Source organism: Phaeobacter sp. NW0010-22 (assembly GCF_040365955.1).
Taxonomy (GTDB): domain Bacteria; phylum Pseudomonadota; class Alphaproteobacteria; order Rhodobacterales; family Rhodobacteraceae; genus OMPR01.
The window spans coordinates 137,688-154,268 of the sequence record NZ_BAABWT010000001.1 but is presented as its reverse complement, the minus strand read 5'-3'; the positions used below and the strand labels follow the sequence as shown (position 1 = coordinate 154,268).

General features: G+C 56.3%; 19 protein-coding genes. 6 read left to right on the top strand and 13 right to left on the bottom strand.

Annotation, left to right across the window (positions count from 1 at the left end):
- Positions 1 to 3: 3 nt before the first annotated feature.
- The 6 genes from tolQ to ruvC form a co-directional block, all read right to left on the bottom strand.
- The gene (gene tolQ, locus ABWV33_RS00620) at positions 4 to 699 is read right to left on the bottom strand and encodes a protein TolQ (RefSeq protein ID WP_353328593.1); all 696 of its coding nucleotides are present in this window, start codon (positions 697 to 699) and stop codon (positions 4 to 6) included.
- Positions 700 to 806: 107 nt separating this feature from the next.
- Positions 807 to 1,193, bottom strand: coding sequence for a tol-pal system-associated acyl-CoA thioesterase (gene ybgC / locus ABWV33_RS00615; protein ID WP_121999467.1), 387 nt, complete (start codon positions 1,191 to 1,193; stop codon positions 807 to 809).
- Positions 1,190 to 1,813 (bottom strand): hypothetical protein, encoded by a 624-nt coding sequence (locus ABWV33_RS00610; protein WP_353328591.1) that lies wholly within the window; start codon positions 1,811 to 1,813, stop codon positions 1,190 to 1,192. Before ABWV33_RS00610 ends, ybgC begins: the two co-directional genes overlap by 4 nt.
- A 65-nt stretch (positions 1,814 to 1,878) precedes the next feature.
- Positions 1,879 to 2,898, bottom strand: coding sequence for a Holliday junction branch migration DNA helicase RuvB (gene ruvB / locus ABWV33_RS00605; RefSeq protein WP_113821828.1), 1,020 nt, complete (start codon positions 2,896 to 2,898; stop codon positions 1,879 to 1,881).
- 7 nt (positions 2,899 to 2,905) lie between these two features.
- Positions 2,906 to 3,589: a Holliday junction branch migration protein RuvA gene (gene ruvA, locus ABWV33_RS00600; RefSeq protein ID WP_113821829.1), complete on the bottom strand. Its 684-nt coding sequence runs from the start codon at positions 3,587 to 3,589 to the stop codon at positions 2,906 to 2,908.
- Positions 3,586 to 4,083: a crossover junction endodeoxyribonuclease RuvC gene (gene ruvC, locus ABWV33_RS00595; protein ID WP_353328589.1), complete on the bottom strand. Its 498-nt coding sequence runs from the start codon at positions 4,081 to 4,083 to the stop codon at positions 3,586 to 3,588. Before ruvC ends, ruvA begins: the two co-directional genes overlap by 4 nt.
- Before the next feature lie 336 nt (positions 4,084 to 4,419).
- Here ruvC and ABWV33_RS00590 point away from each other — a divergent pair, with 336 nt between their 5' ends.
- Positions 4,420 to 4,638 carry a DUF1127 domain-containing protein gene (locus tag ABWV33_RS00590; protein WP_113821831.1) on the top strand — a complete coding sequence of 73 codons (219 nt, stop codon included), beginning with the start codon at positions 4,420 to 4,422 and terminating at the stop codon, positions 4,636 to 4,638.
- A 148-nt stretch (positions 4,639 to 4,786) separates the two neighbouring features.
- On the opposite strand, the gene ABWV33_RS00585 is transcribed toward ABWV33_RS00590, so the two are convergent.
- The 4 genes from ABWV33_RS00585 to ABWV33_RS00570 form a co-directional block, all read right to left on the bottom strand.
- Positions 4,787 to 5,131, bottom strand: a complete 345-nt coding sequence (locus tag ABWV33_RS00585; protein WP_113821832.1) for a hypothetical protein — start codon at positions 5,129 to 5,131, stop codon at positions 4,787 to 4,789.
- 88 nt (positions 5,132 to 5,219) lie between these two features.
- Positions 5,220 to 6,098 carry a 50S ribosomal protein L11 methyltransferase gene (locus tag ABWV33_RS00580; protein ID WP_121999463.1) on the bottom strand — a complete coding sequence of 293 codons (879 nt, stop codon included), beginning with the start codon at positions 6,096 to 6,098 and terminating at the stop codon, positions 5,220 to 5,222.
- The gene (locus ABWV33_RS00575) at positions 6,098 to 7,492 is read right to left on the bottom strand and encodes an MATE family efflux transporter (RefSeq protein ID WP_353328586.1); all 1,395 of its coding nucleotides are present in this window, start codon (positions 7,490 to 7,492) and stop codon (positions 6,098 to 6,100) included. Before ABWV33_RS00575 ends, ABWV33_RS00580 begins: the two co-directional genes overlap by 1 nt.
- A 6-nt stretch (positions 7,493 to 7,498) precedes the next feature.
- Positions 7,499 to 8,731: an MFS transporter gene (locus tag ABWV33_RS00570; RefSeq protein WP_113821834.1), complete on the bottom strand. Its 1,233-nt coding sequence runs from the start codon at positions 8,729 to 8,731 to the stop codon at positions 7,499 to 7,501.
- A gap of 129 nt (positions 8,732 to 8,860) precedes the next feature.
- Here ABWV33_RS00570 and ABWV33_RS00565 point away from each other — a divergent pair, with 129 nt between their 5' ends.
- The gene (locus tag ABWV33_RS00565) at positions 8,861 to 9,922 is read left to right on the top strand and encodes a YeeE/YedE family protein (RefSeq protein ID WP_353328584.1); all 1,062 of its coding nucleotides are present in this window, start codon (positions 8,861 to 8,863) and stop codon (positions 9,920 to 9,922) included.
- Between the two features lie 18 nt (positions 9,923 to 9,940).
- Here ABWV33_RS00565 and ABWV33_RS00560 read toward each other — a convergent pair whose 3' ends face one another.
- On the bottom strand, positions 9,941 to 12,136 hold the full coding sequence (locus ABWV33_RS00560; protein ID WP_353328582.1) for a primosomal protein N': 2,196 nt from the start codon (positions 12,134 to 12,136) through the stop codon (positions 9,941 to 9,943).
- A gap of 90 nt (positions 12,137 to 12,226) precedes the next feature.
- Here ABWV33_RS00560 and fsa point away from each other — a divergent pair, with 90 nt between their 5' ends.
- The 4 genes from fsa to ABWV33_RS00540 all read left to right on the top strand — a co-directional run bounded on the left by fsa (position 12,227) and on the right by ABWV33_RS00540 (position 15,540).
- Positions 12,227 to 12,880 carry a fructose-6-phosphate aldolase gene (fsa, locus tag ABWV33_RS00555; protein ID WP_113821837.1) on the top strand — a complete coding sequence of 218 codons (654 nt, stop codon included), beginning with the start codon at positions 12,227 to 12,229 and terminating at the stop codon, positions 12,878 to 12,880.
- Positions 12,881 to 13,124: 244 nt separating this feature from the next.
- The gene (locus ABWV33_RS00550) at positions 13,125 to 13,832 is read left to right on the top strand and encodes a DUF484 family protein (RefSeq protein WP_121999459.1); all 708 of its coding nucleotides are present in this window, start codon (positions 13,125 to 13,127) and stop codon (positions 13,830 to 13,832) included.
- A complete protein-coding gene (locus ABWV33_RS00545; RefSeq protein WP_353328579.1) occupies positions 13,829 to 14,749 on the top strand; it encodes a tyrosine recombinase XerC in 921 nt (306 codons plus the stop codon). Before ABWV33_RS00550 ends, ABWV33_RS00545 begins: the two co-directional genes overlap by 4 nt.
- Positions 14,750 to 14,844: 95 nt before the next feature.
- Positions 14,845 to 15,540 (top strand): CDP-alcohol phosphatidyltransferase family protein, encoded by a 696-nt coding sequence (locus tag ABWV33_RS00540; protein ID WP_113821895.1) that lies wholly within the window; start codon positions 14,845 to 14,847, stop codon positions 15,538 to 15,540.
- Here ABWV33_RS00540 and ABWV33_RS00535 read toward each other — a convergent pair.
- Positions 15,537 to 15,995: a hypothetical protein gene (locus ABWV33_RS00535; protein WP_353328577.1), complete on the bottom strand. Its 459-nt coding sequence runs from the start codon at positions 15,993 to 15,995 to the stop codon at positions 15,537 to 15,539. The two genes, ABWV33_RS00540 and ABWV33_RS00535, sit on opposite strands and share 4 nt — an antisense overlap.
- Before the next feature lie 66 nt (positions 15,996 to 16,061).
- The gene (locus ABWV33_RS00530) at positions 16,062 to 16,517 is read right to left on the bottom strand and encodes a methylated-DNA--[protein]-cysteine S-methyltransferase (RefSeq protein ID WP_113821841.1); all 456 of its coding nucleotides are present in this window, start codon (positions 16,515 to 16,517) and stop codon (positions 16,062 to 16,064) included.
- Positions 16,518 to 16,581: the final 64 nt, after the last annotated feature.

Genomic DNA, 16,581 nt, shown 5'->3' with positions numbered 1-16,581 from the left:
GACTTAGCTGTCCAACTGACGCGATAGGATAGTGGCGAATTCGTCTGCAAAGGATTCATATCCAGAAACGATCCGATCACTGTCTGCACTAAGCTTATTGTAGAAAATAACGGCCGGGATAGCCGCCAACAGACCCAATCCCGTGGCCATCAAGGCTTCGGCGATCCCCGGTGCAACAACGGCCAAGTTCGTATTTTGCTGTTCTGCAATTTCAATGAACGCGGTCATAATGCCCCAAACGGTCCCGAACAGACCAACAAATGGCGCGGTTGATCCAACTGTCGCCAGAACCGGCAACCCTTTTTGCAGCGCCTCAACCTCTTTGTTGATCGCCACATCCATAGACCGGTCAATCCGGGCCTGCGCCCCAGCGATAAGTCCGCCATCGGTTCGATGCGAGCGACGCCATTCGGTCATTCCAGCGGCAAAAACCTTTTGCGAACTCCCCTTTGGCTGAGCACCGATCTGCTCAAAAAGCTGATCCAAAGGTTCACCCGACCAAAAGGATTGATCAAAAACCGCAGCCTCACGTCGGGCAGATCGATAGGTGATCAATTTCTGGATAATGATCGCCCAGGACCAAAACGAAGCCCCCGTCAGCATCAACATCACCAATTTCACGGTAAGGGTGGCGCGCGCAAAAAGGCCCCACATAGAGAAATCAATCTCTGCCGCCTGCGTCAGGGTCGCTGCTAACATAAACCTGCTCTTTTTTCTGCCTGTTGGCCACTTTGTGCGGCCTTGTTGCGTCAAACGCTAAAGCAGATGGGGGCAAAATGCCAACAGAACCACCCCGAAACCCCGTATTATTGCATCAATGCGCGAATCTCTGCCGGCAAACGGACGGGTTTGCCTGCTTGGTTCATACAAACCACCATGACTGAGGCGCGAAAAATCTCGGTCCCTGCACGCTTTACAGTCTGTAACATAGTCAAACGAACGCCCGAAACAGAAACAAGGTCCGTTTCAACATCTAGGATATCTTCGAACTTGGCCGTGGCCAGATAATCGGCTTCGATCTTCCGGACCACCCAAACAAACCCGGCATCTCGCATCGCGTTCTGATCATTTCCCAGATTGCGAACCCAGTCGCTGCGTGCCCGTTCAATGAACCGCAGATAGTTCGCGTGATAGACGATACCGGCCATGTCGGTATCTTCATATTGCACACGCAGTTGATAGTGATGGCTCATGCGCGGGCCGCAACGCGCGCAAACAAACGCAATGCATGCGATTTGTCCCGGCTGACAGCAGGCAGCACCGGATCATAAGCTGCCTGAATGACATTTGCGATTTCTGGCCGCAGGATCGTGGCCTCACCCGCGATGGCCAATGGTGACTGGGTGCGGAACGCCCCTTCGGACCAGACCAGAACCGTCTGCACCACTTGGCTCAGCGCCAGTGAATCAGCGGGCTGTGCCAGCATCTGTTCATCCATCCGTAAAAATACAAACGCTGCTTGGATTGCGCCGTCTTCTTCGAACCGGAATACGCGGTACTGATTGGCACCCTGCTCTGCCAAACGCGCCACGAGCTCTGGTAGGTCAGCAACCATTTTATCCAGGTCCGGCACAGCCAGCAGTTCAGACCACTCCCGGAAGAAAAAGATCATGCAGTTGGTGCCAAGCTCAGGATCTGTTTCAGCCATCTCATGACCGGCCAAAGCCGTCACCGCCTCGAATGCGCCTTTTACAACCGAAAGCGTCTCATCCTCGACCCCAAACACCGTCGGAGCGATCGGACGGCCCCAACGTGCGAAAACATAGTTGCCCGTATCACGTGTAAACAGCGTCTCGATCTCTTGTGGTGTCACGCCCTGCCCCTTGTCTTTGGTTCAACTCAACTTGGACCCCGGAATAAAAACTCTCGCGCACGACATCAACCAAAGAGATTGCTTTGCCCCTTTGGCATTGGCAATCCCAAGTGCGCCCATGCTTTTTGCGCCAACATCCGCCCCCGCGGTGTGCGCTGGATCAACCCCTGTTGCAGCAAATAAGGCTCAATCACCTCTTCCAGTGCATCCCGGCTTTCGGACAAGGCCGCAGACAAGGTTTCAATCCCCACCGGACCGCCTGAATAGTTCTCGGCGATCAATTGCAAATACCGCCGGTCAGCGCCGTCCAGCCCCAAGTGGTCAACCCCAAGCCGCGTTAGAGAGCTGTCAGCAAGTTCCTTGGTGATCCGCCCGTCCCCTTCGACCACCGCAAAATCCACAACACGCCGCAATAGACGCCCGGCAATACGTGGTGTTCCCCGGGCGCGACGGGCAATTTCGCGTGCCCCGGCATCGTCCGCTGGCGCGCCCAGCTTGCGGGCATTGCGCGTGACGATCTCGTGCAATTCATCAACCGTGTAAAACTGCAGACGCGTTGGAATACCAAACCGGTCGCGCAACGGCGTGGTCAGCAACCCCATCCGGGTCGTCGCCCCCACAAGCGTAAAGGGCTGCAGCTCAATCCGAACCGTCCGGGCCGCTGGTCCCTCCCCAATCACAAGGTCCAGTTCAAAATCCTCCATCGCGGGGTAAAGAACCTCTTCAACGGCCGGGTTCAGCCGGTGGATTTCATCAATGAACAGCACATCCCGGTTTTCCAGATTGGTCAGAATTGCCGCCAAATCCCCCGCCTTGGCCAGAACCGGTCCCGAGGTCATGCGAAAATTCACCCCCAACTCGCGCGCCATAATCTGCGCAAGCGTTGTTTTCCCCAATCCCGGAGGGCCGTGGAACAAAGTATGATCCATCGCCTCGCCGCGTTGTTTTGCGGATTGAATAAAAACGCGCAGGTTTGCGCGCGCCTCGGCCTGTCCAATGAATTCGCTTAAGCCCTGCGGTCGCAGAGCGCGGTCATTGTCTTCGGGCAGCGGCTCAGGGCGGATCGTCGGATCGGCATCTATCATTGGGTCGTTAGCCTTTCGGAGCCAGCAGCTTTAGTGCCTGACGGATCAATTCTGCCTCATCAGCATCGGGCCAAGTCGCGCCGGCTTCGGCAACGGCCGCCGCAGCATCCGATGGACTGTACCCAAGATTCGCCAAGGCCGACAGCGTTCCCGCAGTCGCAGCGGCAGCGCCACTTGGTTGCTTTGGCGTCGTTTTTCGCTTGGATGTTGGTGCCGGTTCAATCACTTCGACCGCATCTAGCGCAGGCCCATCCATCGCATCCGCAACAGTGCCCCCCATTGCCATCACACCCGGCGCTTTGTCCTTGAGATCCAGAACCACACGTTGCGCGGTTTTTGGGCCAACCCCTTTGGCGGCTTTGACCGACGCCCAATCACCCAAGGCAATGGCCCGGCTCACACCATCAGGACCCAATGTGCCCAAGATTGCCAATGACACCTTGGCCCCAATCCCCTGCACCGAACACAGCAACCGGTGCCATTCTTTTTCGACCAGCGAGGGAAAGCCATAGAGCTGCATCAGATCTTCACGAACGACCATATCCGTATAAAGTGACACCGCCTCACCATTTCCGGGCAAGCCAGCCAATGTTCGGTCCGAGCAATAGACGATGTACCCGACCCCACGCACATCAATGAGGATATGATCCGCTGTGCGGTAATCCAATCGCCCCGTCAGCTTGCCAATCATACTTTTACCTCTCGCAATTCAAGCGTCCTCTTGCCGCCATAGTGCGCATGACACATGGCAATGGCCAGCGCATCCGCCGCATCGGCGCCAACAGGGTTACACCCGGGCAACTGCAGCTTCACCATATAGAGAACCTGCTCTTTCGCGGCGTGCCCAGCCCCAACAACTGTTTTCTTGACCTTGTTTGGGGCATACTCCCCAATCGGAATCCCGGCCTGCGCCAGCGTCAACAACGCCACTCCGCGCGCCTGCCCCAGCTTCAGCGTCCCCGCACCGTCTTTGTTCACAAAGGTCTGCTCGATGGCAGCTTCGGTGGGCTGATACCGCGCGACAACATCCGTCAGTTGCTCGTGCAACGACAACAACCGCTCGGCCAGCTCACCCGTTCCGGACGTGCAATGACCGTTTGCGATGTGGCTCAATCGGCTGCCATTTGATTCGATGACGCCCCATCCCATGGTCCGCAGACCCGGATCAATGCCCAGAATTCGCATATCTCTGCCCTAGCCCTGCTCATTTTGTTGCTTTTTCGACGAAGTAGCACGAAACGCGAACATCTTCCAAGGACTTTGACATCACGGTCGAAAACGACCCACCCCAATCCGATCACGACAAATGCATCAAAAACGACATGCTGCAAAGCAGAAAACGACCCATCTCAGAGGCTCAGATCACCTTTGTTTCAAGGGTATTTCAGTGTTTTTGACCCGCGCGCTCATTGCATAGGTGTCATGCGTTTTTTGCACCTTGTGCGGTAAATACGACAGCCATAAATGCCCTTTCAGAAATTGAAACGCCACTGTTCACACAAACCAAAAAGGACTCAGGATATGGCTGCTTTGGACACCACCCGCACCACCTATGGCTCGTTCGGCCTCATCGGCCGTATCGGCGCATTATTCACCGCGGCGACAAACGCCGTTGTCGTATGGAATGACGCCCGCGCAACACGTAACGCGCTGTCCGACCTCACCGATCGCGAGCTGGAAGACATCGGTCTGTCACGCTCTGACATCGACGGCGTTGCTGTCACATCGCGCGGTTTCTAATCCGCCGACGTAACGCACCGAACCAGACCTAAGAAAGCACCGTGTGATCCCCTCACACGGTGCTTTTCTTTATGGCAGTCAAATCTGTTGCAAAACTCAGGTGCTCAATCTCTTGGGCATCTTTCTTATTCTCACTGGCACATGCCAATCACCGAAGGATTGGCCCAATCTGGGATGCGATAAACGCGCTCACGGGCTCGATTTGCATAACCCAAGCACCAGCTTGTTCTACGACGGTTCCCTCTGACAATCTTTGTACCCGATCAGCATAGCTTTCAGGGCCAATACTGGCCAATAGGAACCCTTTGAATGCAAACAACGCGACAAAAACAAAAAGGATAGCGCGCAAAGGAACCTTCAGCCCATTGCGTTGGGGCGTGGTTACAATCAGGCCATCGGCCCGCATGCGCGTTGAATAGCCACGAGACATCGACTGATGCTTGCGACTTAGACGTTGAATCCGCCGATCAAACTGAAGTTGTTCTTCAACCATAGCAGCCTCTCTGCACTGGCCCCCACCAGCGATGAAAGAAATTTACGGTTCAATTGCGGCAAAACCAAGCCCTACGTCTAAAATTCGCCTAAATTGCGCCATTCTTCTGCAATAGCAGCGTAGTCCATTCACCAATCTGTTCCTTGTTCACAAGATTGGTTCCATTCTCGAGATAAACAGCGATCACATCATCGGCTTGTTCATTCAAGATACCCGAGAGAATCGCATATCCGCCCGGACGCAAATGGGCTGAAACATCGGGTGAAAGCGCGATCAAAGGACCTTTGAGGATGTTGGCAAAGATCAGATCATACGGCATGTGCGCCTGCAGATCCGGGTGATCGAAGCCCGCGGATTCCAGACACTTCACAGTCCCTTCCATGCCGTTGGCCTTCAAATTGGCCTCCGCTACATCCACCGCAACCTGATCGATATCACTGGCCAGAATGTCTCCGGTCCACACCCGCGCGGCAGCCATTGCCAAAACAGCCGTCCCACACCCGATATCAGCGACCTTGGTGCCCTCGAACCCTTCGCCGATCAAACGGTCCAAGGCCTTGAGACACCCCAACGTGGTGCCGTGATGCCCGGTCCCAAACGCCATCGCAGCTTCGATCAACAGCGGGATGCTATCCGCTGGCACCTTATCTGCATCATGGCTGCCATAGACAAAGAACCGCCCCGCCTCGACCGGCGCAAGCTCGCGACGGACATGGGCGACCCAATCCGTTTCCGGCAACTCGGACACGACAAACGGCTTGGCTTCGAAACTTGCGGCCAGCAACGCTAACCCAGCTTCGTCCGGGGCTTCGGTGAAATAGCCACCAACCTCCCACAGGCCCGAACCATCCTCGACCTCGAAAACGCCCACACCTGTAGGTTCAGGGTTCAAACGCTCCATAGCGTCGCCCAAGGCAGTTGCGGGCGCTTTGCCCATAAGAGTGGTCAGCGCGGTAAAGGTAGGCATCAGCGTCTCCTAAATCTGTCTGCATGCGCGTAGGGCCGTGGCGGGGCAAGGTCAAGCTTTGGCAACTGTTCACGACCCAAAGAGCACACATATCGCCATCCAAGCCACGCAGCGACGCCCCCAACCAGAACCGTTACGATGGCTTGGGCATAAATCACCCCCGGCGCGTCAAACCAGCCCGACAGAACCAAAGCAAATGGCAGGGTCATAACTCCGTCTCTGACCCATGACGTCAGCGTGGCCCAGGTTGGTCGTGCCAAGGCATTGAACGCGGTGGTCGCAACAAACAGAGCGGCTGCAAAAACAAATCCCCCTGCTCCGACATACAAGAATGCCGTGACCACTTCGATCCCCATGGGGGCCAAAGCAAACCCGCTCAGGATCAGCGGTTTGCACAGGATCAGAACACCCCAAGTGACTGCCGTGTATACAAAGCCGAAAATCAGCGCATCCCGATAGGTACATCGCAGCCTGTCATAAGATCGGGCCCCGTAATTTTGACCGAAAATCCCACCAATCGCACCAGACAGCGAAAAAATCCCGCCAAAGGCAACGACAGTCAAACGACCAACCACCGCCCAACCAGCCATGGCCTCGTCCCCAAATGGCGCCATGACTGCGGTCAGCATGTAATTCCCAACAGGCGTGGCCATCTGTGCCAAAATCGCGGGCAATGCGATCTGGAAGTAAGGTTTGGCAGTTTCCAGAAATCCAGAGACACTCGGCAAAGCCAGCAGATTGTGGGTCCCAATGGCAAAGCGCAGCGCCATGAACAGCATAACAACGCGTGAAATGTTGAGCCCTATCGCCGCGCCATCCAAGCCCCAGCCGAACGTCACGATCATGATTGGGTCAATCACCATTGCCACGCCGCCAGACGTCAGCGTCACCAACATTGACCGCTTCCCATCACCCACGGCCCGCAGAGTGCCATTGGCAATCATCGAAATTGCCATGATCCCAAGCGTCGGCACCGACATCGCCAGATACCGCGCCGCAAGAGCCGCCGTTTCCCCGGTTGCCCCGGACAGCGCGACAATCTCGTGACGGTAAATGAAGATCATCGCAGCCACGATGCTTTGAAACACAAACGCAATCATCGCCGCACTTGTCGCGTTGCGCCGCGCCAGCTCTCTGTCCCCTTCACCAATGCGACGGGACACCAACGCGGTCGAGGCTATCATTAAACCGATACCGGCTGAGACCGAGAAGTACTGAATGGCAAAGGCAAACCCGATCGCCGCCATCAAGCGCGGTTGATCCAGTTGGGCGATCCAAAACAGGTTGGCGGCGTCGACAAGAAAAACAAAGGTGATCCCCAGCGTTCCCGCCAGTGTCATCCGCACCACATGGCCCATCGTAGACCCGGTAAGAAAGCGCCCTTGTTCAGCCATGCGCCCTCATTCGGCAGGTGCCGCCGTGTATTTGGAAAAAACGGTCTCGTTGCCCCGTTCGGGGTGTCGTGGAACCAGCAACGAGAGGCCAAACGAAACCAAGGCCATCATTGCAGCCAGCCCAAAGACGGCCGCAGGTGAAATGACCCACAATAACCCCAACAGCGCCGGTAGAAACACGGCCGCGATGTGATTAATGGTAAAGGCCACCGCCGCCGTGGGTGCAATATCGGCTGGGTCTGCGATTTTCTGGAAGTAAGTCTTGAGCGCCAAAGCCAAAGCAAACAGCACGTGATCAACAACGTACAAAGTTGCCGCCAAAATGACGCCCCAACCAAACCAGTAGACCCCACCATAGGCCGCAAAGACAACTGCCAGCCCAATGTATTCAAACATCAATGTTCGTCGTTCCCCAAACGCGGACACCGCTTTACCCAACATTGGGGCCACGATCATATTGATCAAAAGGTTGATCATGTAGAGGCCCGTCAATTCGTGCACTTCAAAGCCGAATTTCTCAACCATCATAAAACCGGCAAAGACCATAAAGATCTGACGGCGCGCGCCAGACATGAACTGCAAGGCATAATACAACCAATATCGCCGACGCAGCACCAGCTTTTTGGTTTGCGGTGTTGGAGATTCAAACTGCGGATAAGCAACCAAACAAAAGATCGCGAGCAGCGCCGTCAATCCGCCAGCAGCCATAAACACCGTGTTATAGGCTAAATCGAACCGTTCCCATGTCAGCACGATCAACCCATAAACCACCAAGGTCGACGCGGATCCCGCAGCAACCAGCCAGCCCAACTTCTGCGGCGCCTGATCCTTGGGAAGCCATTGCAATTGCAGTGATTGGTTCACTGTTTCGTAATAGTGAAACCCGATCGAGCTGAGCAAAGTAATGAATAGCAGTCCTCCCAAACTCGGGAACCATGCTGTGACAGCGGTCGCAACGCCAAGCAGAGCCAACGAAATCATCCCCAAGACTTGCTCACGCACAAAAAGAATGACCGCGATCACACCAACGGCCAAAAAGCCCGGAATTTCGCGAACCGTGTGCAAAAGGCCAATGTCAGCCCCATCAAAATTGGCCACCTCGATAACAAAATTGTTCAACAATGCGCTCCAGGCATTGAACGCAATGGGCATGGTCAACGCCATGACAAACAACAAGGTGATGGGGCGGCGCCAGAACGGCAGGTGCTGTGCGTCAGCCAACGAAATCGGTTTCAACATGAGATCTGCTCTACGCCCATTCCGCAGACTTGGCGAGAGGAAAGGCGCGAACGCACATCTGATCTGCATCAATGCAGAGAAGTTCACTTAACAATATATCGCAATCCATGAATGCAACGGAGGCGCATTATGGATCTGGTCAGTCTGGTAGAACGCATTGGAGAAGCCCCAACAGCGGCCTTGTTTGGCCTGCTCACGGGCCTCACCTTTGGGATCGCCGCTCAGCGTTCGCGGTTCTGTCTGCGCGCCGCCACAGTCGAATTCGCCCGGGGACGGATGGAAGACAAGGTATCGGTCTGGCTTCTAACCTTTTCAACGGCCGTCGTCTGGGTCCAAGCCGCGCAACTCCTCGGCCTCATGGAATCAGCAGATGCGCGCATGATGGCCGTCCCCGGCAGTTGGTCCGGCGCTGTTGTTGGTGGGCTGATCTTTGGCACAGGCATGGTGTTGGCACGCGGCTGTTCTGGCCGTCTCTTGGTGCTTGCCGCGACCGGCAACCTACGGTCCGTGGTGTCGGGTTTGATTTTTGCCGTCGTCGCACAGATGAGCCTGTCTGGCATCCTCTCCCCCTTTCGGGATCGTATCGCCAGCCTGTGGATCACCGATGGTGGCCGGAATATGGATCTGCTGGCCACCATTGGCTTGCCCAGCTACAGCGGCCTCATCATTGGGGTTCTGATCGCAATTTTGGCCCTGATCTTATCGCGTCGAAACGAAATCGGTGCATACCGCTTGATTTTCGCCTCGGGTGTCGGATTTGCCGTCGCGATGGGCTGGGTTCTGACTTACTCGCTCAGCCAAGTGGCCTTTGATCCTGTTCAGATTGAAAGCGCGACGTTCACCGGCCCCTCCGCGCACACACTGATGTTCTTTCTTGATCGCAACGCCATTCTGGAATTCGATGTCGGCTTGGTTCCCGGCGTATTCATAGGGGCACTGGTCGCCGCTGCTTGGGCCAAAGAGCTGAAATTACAGGCCTTTGACGATACCATTACAATGCGCAAAGCCATGATCGGGGCCGCTTTGATGGGCTTTGGCGGCATGTTGGCCGGCGGGTGCGCCATCGGTGCTGGCGTGACAGGGGGGTCGATTTTTGTCGGCACCGCTTGGGCTGCGCTGTTCTTTATGTGGGTCGGCGCGATGGTAACGGATTATCTTGTCGATCAAAGAGCAGGCGCTCTTGCCACCTGATCCCCCGCCCCGCATAGCCTAGTAAAAGCTCTGCGGGTCGATATCGACACTCAACCGCAGATCGCCCTTCAAACGCAGCGGGGCAATCCAACGCGATATGGCCTCCTGCAACGGCGCTCCTTTTTCCGCTTTGATCAGCATTCGCACCCGGTGTCGCCCCCGAACACGCGCAATTGGCGCCGGGGCCGGGCCGTACACCTGCGCCCCGATCGCGCGCAACGGGCCGTCATTGCGCGCAAGAACATTGCCAAGATCAAACACTGCAGCAACATCTGGCCCTGACAAAATGATCCCCGCCATACGCCCGTAGGGCGGCACACCTGCCCCACGCCGTTCCCGCGCCTCGGCCTCCCAGAACCCGTCCTCGTCCCCGGACAGGATCGCCCGGATAACGGGATGCTCTGGCTGGAACGTCTGCAACAAAGCCTGACCGGGCTTCTCCGCCCGTCCCGCACGCCCTGCCACCTGACGCATCAATTGAAACGTACGTTCCGCCGCGCGCAGATCAGATCCCTGTAGACCCAGATCCGCATCGATCACCCCAACCAGCGTCAAGTTCGGAAAATTGTGCCCCTTCGCTACAAGTTGCGTGCCGATCACGATATCCGCATCGCCCTCAGCGATCTCTTCGATCTTCGCTTTCAGCGCGCGCGCCGATCCGAACATATCCGAACTGAGCGTCACGATCGTCGCATCAGGAAATGCCGCCTCGGCCTCTTCGGCCAATCGCTCGATGCCCGGACCAACAGCTGCCAACTTGCCTTCGACTCCACAAGAAGGGCACTCCTCGGGCATCGGTTTTGTCTCGCCACATTGGTGGCACATCAAGCGTTTTAGAAACCGATGTTCGACCATCCGGGCGTCACAGTGGTCGCAGGCAATCTGCTGCCCACAAGCCCGGCACAGGGTGATCGGGGCATACCCACGCCGGTTGATGAACAGCAACGACTGTTCCCCTTTGGCGCGCCGTTCCTCAACTGCCCGGCGCAAAGATGGCGAAATCCAAGTCCCCGACGGCATTTGTTCTGCGCGCATGTCGATTGCCTTCATCTCAGGCAAAACCGAAACGCCAAAGCGCGATTTCAACTCGATCCGGTCATACTTACCCGCATCCGCGTTTGCCCAGCTTTCCAGAGATGGTGTGGCACTGGCAAGAATCACACGCGCGCTGCACATTGCAGCCCGCAAAACAGCCATATCGCGCGCATTGTACAAAACACCATCTTCTTGCTTGTAAGAGGTGTCGTGTTCTTCATCGACGATGATCAGACCCAAATCACGAAACGGCAAGAAAAGGGCGGACCGCGCCCCGACCACCAACGGGGCCTCCCCTTGCCCCACCATCCGCCAAATGCGGCGCCGTTCCGTCATGGTCGCACCCGAATGCCATTCGGCAGGACGGGCGCCAAAGCGCACCTCGACCCGATTCAAAAATTCAGCCGTCAACGCGATTTCTGGCAACAGGACCAACGCTTGCCGTCCAAGTCGCAGCGCCTCTGCAACCGCTTCAAGATAGACCTCGGTTTTACCCGACCCGGTCACGCCCTTTAACAAAGCCGTGCCATATTTTCCGGACTGGAGCGCCGCGCGCATCGTCGTCGTGGCCCGCTCTTGGTCTTCGGTCAACACCTTGCTGGGCAGTTCCGGGTCCAGTTTTGGAAAGGGTAAATCTCGGGGGCTGTCCTCTTCACGCACGACTCCCTGCTTTACCAAACCTTTGACAACAGACGATGTTACGTCCGCCGCTTCCGCCAGTTCCTTAAGCGTGAAAGCTAATCCTCCATAGTCACGCAACACCGACAGAACACGGGTGCGTGCATCAGTTTTCCGCTCAGGCTCCCCCGTGCCCAAACGATAAATTTTGCGCATAGATTGCGGATCGCCCAACCCCGGCGCTCGTGTTGCCAATCGCAACATCGCAGACATCGGTGTCAAAGTGTAATCCGCCGCACGCCTCAAGAACATGCGCATCTCATCACGCATCGGGGCCACATCCAGCACGCGGATCACACCGCGCACCTTGGAATAGTCATAGTCCCCTTGGCCCGGCCCCCAAACCACGCCCAACACTTTGCGTGGCCCCAAGGGCACCTCAACAAAAGCTCCGCGAAAACACCCGCCTTCGGGCGCTTTATAATCCAGCATTCGATCCAGGGGTTGGGCCGTGAGAACGCCGACCAGGTCACCGTGTTCAAAGAAATCAGGTCCGTGCACAGATCACCTTTCACGCAGAGGGGTTTCAGAGGAACACCTCATGAGGTAAAGGCAAGCGAGACAGAGGCCAACCCATCAAAGGACTGCCCCATGAAATTCTTCGTTGATACCGCTGACATCGACGCCATTGCCGAGCTGAATGATCTGGGCATGGTCGACGGTGTAACCACCAACCCCTCGATCATCAAAAAATCGGGCCGCGACATCATTGATGTCACGAAAGAGATCTGTGCGCTGGTCGACGGCCCCGTATCCGCCGAAGTGACAGCCGTAGACGCTGACACAATGATCGCCGAAGGCCGCAAACTGGTTGAGATCGCTGAAAACATCGCGGTCAAGGTCCCATTGACCTGGGATGGCTTGAAAGCCTGTAAAACCCTCACCGATGACGGCCACATGGTCAACGTGACCCTGTGCTTCTCCGCCAATCAGGCGCTGCTGGCCGCCAAAGCCGGCGCGACATTCATTTCTCCCTTCATCGGCCGCTTGGATGATATCAACCTCGACGGCATGGAGTTGATCGAAGACATCCGCAACGTCTACGACAACTACGGCTTTGAGACTCAGATCCTCGCCGCCTCGATCCGGTCGGTGAACCACATCTTGGATTCTGCGCGGATTGGTGCCGATGTCATCACCGCCCCTCCCGGCGTGATCAAAGCGATGGTGAACCATCCCTTGACCGACAAAGGGCTGGAAACATTCCTGGCCGACATCAAAGCCGCAGACATCAAAATCCTCTAATAATATGACCAAGGGCCGTTTGGATGCCCATGGAAATATCGCGATACAGCCCCGAACCCACCGGGTTCGGGGCTACGCCCAACAGGAGGAACCTGATCTCTGATCAGGTCCGCACAGGCGGGAGCCCCCCTTTTATCGGCGGATCTTAGTAAAATTAGGACAATTTTTACCGACTGCCCTGATTTTCAACGGGCAAAACCACAAAGTCATGTTATAAACACGCCCAATAGATAACGAGGCCGGAATGAGCAGCAGCCCGAAACTCGACCCGTCACTGCGTGACACCATTATTGCCAAGCCTGACGCCATTTTGGACGATCAGGACCTGATGCATGCGCTGGTCGCAGCCAACGAGCGCGCGATGGGCGGGAACATCGTGGATCTGCGCGGAATCGCGATGGAACGGCTCGAGGCGCGACTTGACCGGCTCGAAGACACTCATCGTTCGGTGATTGCAGCCGCCTATGAAAACCTGGCCGGCACCAATCAGGTGCACCGCGCGATCCTGCGCATGCTTGATCCGATGGAATTCGAACACTTCCTGCAGGATCTGGGTGGCGAGGTTGCGGAAATCTTGCGCGTAGACGCCATCACCTTGGTTCTGGAGTCTGTTCAAAACGACAACGACCCCAGCGTTCAGCGCCTCGGCGATGTCCTCAGTGTGGCAGAGCCCGGCTTTATCGACAGCTACCTGACTTACGGGCGCGGCACCCCCTCACGACAAGTCACGCTGCGCCAATTGCAACAGGCCTCGGGCCAAGTGTACGGCAACCGCGCGGATTGGATCCGCTCCGAGGCCTGCCTGAAACTCGATTTTGGCAACGGACGCTTGCCCGGCATGCTGGCCATGGGGGCCGAAGATCCCCATCAATTCACGCCCCAGCAGGGCACCGATCTTTTGGCCTTTTTTGCCAGCGTCTTTGAACGCTCCATGCGCCACTGGCTGTCATGACATTGATCTCTCCAGCCTGCCGTGATGCACTTCAAGGTTGGTTAGAGCGTGAAAAATCGCTGGCCGGGCGCGCAGAAAACACATTGACGGCCTATCAGGGCGACGTGAGCGAATTCCTGTCCTTCATGACCCTGCACCATGGGCAATCGCAAGGACTGATGGCACTGGCCAAAATCACCGTATCCGACATGCGGGCTTGGATGGCCCAGTCGCGAAATGGCGGGGTCGGCGCCCGCTCCCTTGCGCGCAAACTCTCAGCTGTCAAAGGCTTCTATCGCTGGCTGGCGGAACGGGAAGGGTTCGAACCCACCGCCGTTTTGTCCACGCGATCCCCCAAGTTTCAGAAAAAACTCCCGCGCCCCTTAGCCGAGGATGCAGCGCGGGACATGATCGAAACCGTTGAACTGCAATCCCTCACAAACTGGGTTGCCGCGCGCGACGTCGCGGTGGTTACCCTTTTGTATGGCTGCGGCTTGCGGATATCCGAGGCACTCTCTCTTACTGGCTCGGACACCCCGCTTGGCGCGACGCTTCGGATACGCGGCAAGGGTGGCAAAGAACGCATTGTCCCGGTCATTCCAGCCGCCCGCGACGCAGTAGACACTTATTTGAAGCTATGCCCGCACACCCAATCCCCCGATGCCCCCCTTTTCCGGGGTGTCCGTGGGGGCGCGTTGAACCCACGTGCTATCCAAACCGCCATGGCAAAGGCGCGCATGCAACTTGGCCTGCCCGCAACCGCCACCCCGCATGCGATGCGTCACAGCTTTGCAACGCACCTGCTCACCGCAGGTGGCGATCTACGCGCAATTCAGGAATTGTTGGGGCACTCTTCTCTTTCGACAACCCAAGCGTATACAGCCGTCGACACCGCCCACCTGATGGCCGTTTACAATCGTAGCCACCCCAAGGCCTAAATCTCAAAAACTGGCCGCGGTGTTTCACCGCCGCTGGACGTAATTCACCCCATCAACAGTTTGCGCTTCGCTTCATTTTCGGTCAATACATGCCCATGACACCTCATATCCGCGCCCTCTCCGTTCACCTGCTCACCGCTACCGGAGCCGTCTTTGCCATGTTGGCAATGCTGGCCGCCGTTGATGCCAAATGGAGCCTTATGTTCCTCTGGCTTGTGGTTGCGTTTTTCGTTGATGGAATCGATGGCCCCCTGGCCCGTAGGTACAATGTCAAAACCAACGCCCCGGAATTTGACGGTGTCCTGCTGGATCTGATTATCGACTATCTGACCTATGTGTTTATCCCCGCCTTTGCGCTGTTCAAATCGGGCTTGATGGATGGCTGGACAGGCTGGTTCGCCATTATCGTCATCACCTTCGCCAGCGCGATGTATTTTGCCGATACGCGCATGAAGACAAAGGACAATTCCTTTTCCGGCTTCCCCGGGTGCTGGAATATGGTTGTCCTCGTGATCTTCGCTTTGGAGCCAAATTTCTGGGTCAGCTTTGTGTTGGTGACCGTCGTCGCCGTTTCAATGTTCTTACCTCTGAAATTCATCCACCCCGTGCGCACCGAACGGTGGCGCAACGTGTCGCTGCCTATTGCGCTGGCGTGGACATTTTTCGCAGGATGGGCTGCCTGGGTGGATTTCCACCCGGAAAGCTGGGCCCATTGGGGTCTTATCGTGACCAGCGTTTACTTGTTGTTTGCCGGGATCGCCCAACAGGTGATCCCAGAACGCGCGGCCTAAAGCACATCCTGAATTTCAAGGTCACGACCGTTGAAGCTAAAGCTTTCGCCCGCTTTCAGCCCCGCCATCGCGCGGTAAATCGGACTTTGGGTCGAAATCCCCATATAGGTGACTCCCCCGACGTCAAATCGAGTTGTTGAAATACAAACGATAAACCGCCGATCGCCGAACTTCACGACGGCCCCCGGCCCCACAACATCCATCAGCGAAAAGTCAGTGTTTTCAATCGCGTCAATCTTGGCGTGGTGGGTTTGAACCGGAGTGTCAAACGCAGCAGCGAGATCCGCATTCTCACGAGATGCCACGATATCATCCTTGTCGTGCACTTCGCGTGCATCCAGCTGAGAGTTCTGGAGAAATGCCTCGTAATGCGCGATCGCGGTCGCCAGTTCGGATTCTTCCAACGACATCAGACAATCATGAACAGATTTCTTTAACGCTGCACGGTCAGACATTTGGTTCTCCTTGAAAATCCTATTTTATACTCTGTCTCACTTCCAGCGACGGTGCCTTGATCTGGCTCAGATCAGAAGGCCGGCCGCCCCTTCATGACGCAGCAATGCAACTTTGGTTTCAACGCCACCCTTGCCGGAAAACCCCGTCAGCCCTTTGGCCCCCATCACACGATGGCAGGGAATAATCACCGGGATAGGGTTACCACCGCATCCCTGCCCCACGGATTGCGCCGAATATCCCAATTCCTTGGCCAACTCCCCGTATGTCCGTGTGTAGCCAAACGGAATTGCCGACATGGCAGCACACACGGCTTTTTGCATGTCTGACCCCTCCACCCTTAGAGGCAAATCAAAATTCTCCAGCTTCCCGGCGTCATAAGCCCTTAGCTGCGCCGCCGCTTCCTGCAACAATTCCGAATCGGGATCATCATCCACGCCATCCCAAACGAGTTTGGTTATGGCGCCATCCTCTTCCAGAATGCCAAGCCGCCCAAACTGAGTATCAACTGTTATCATAGCCATTTTCAAACGCTCTCAGATCTAATCGCATCCGACAAGGCCCATCGCACATTTTCAGCTTGTTTCG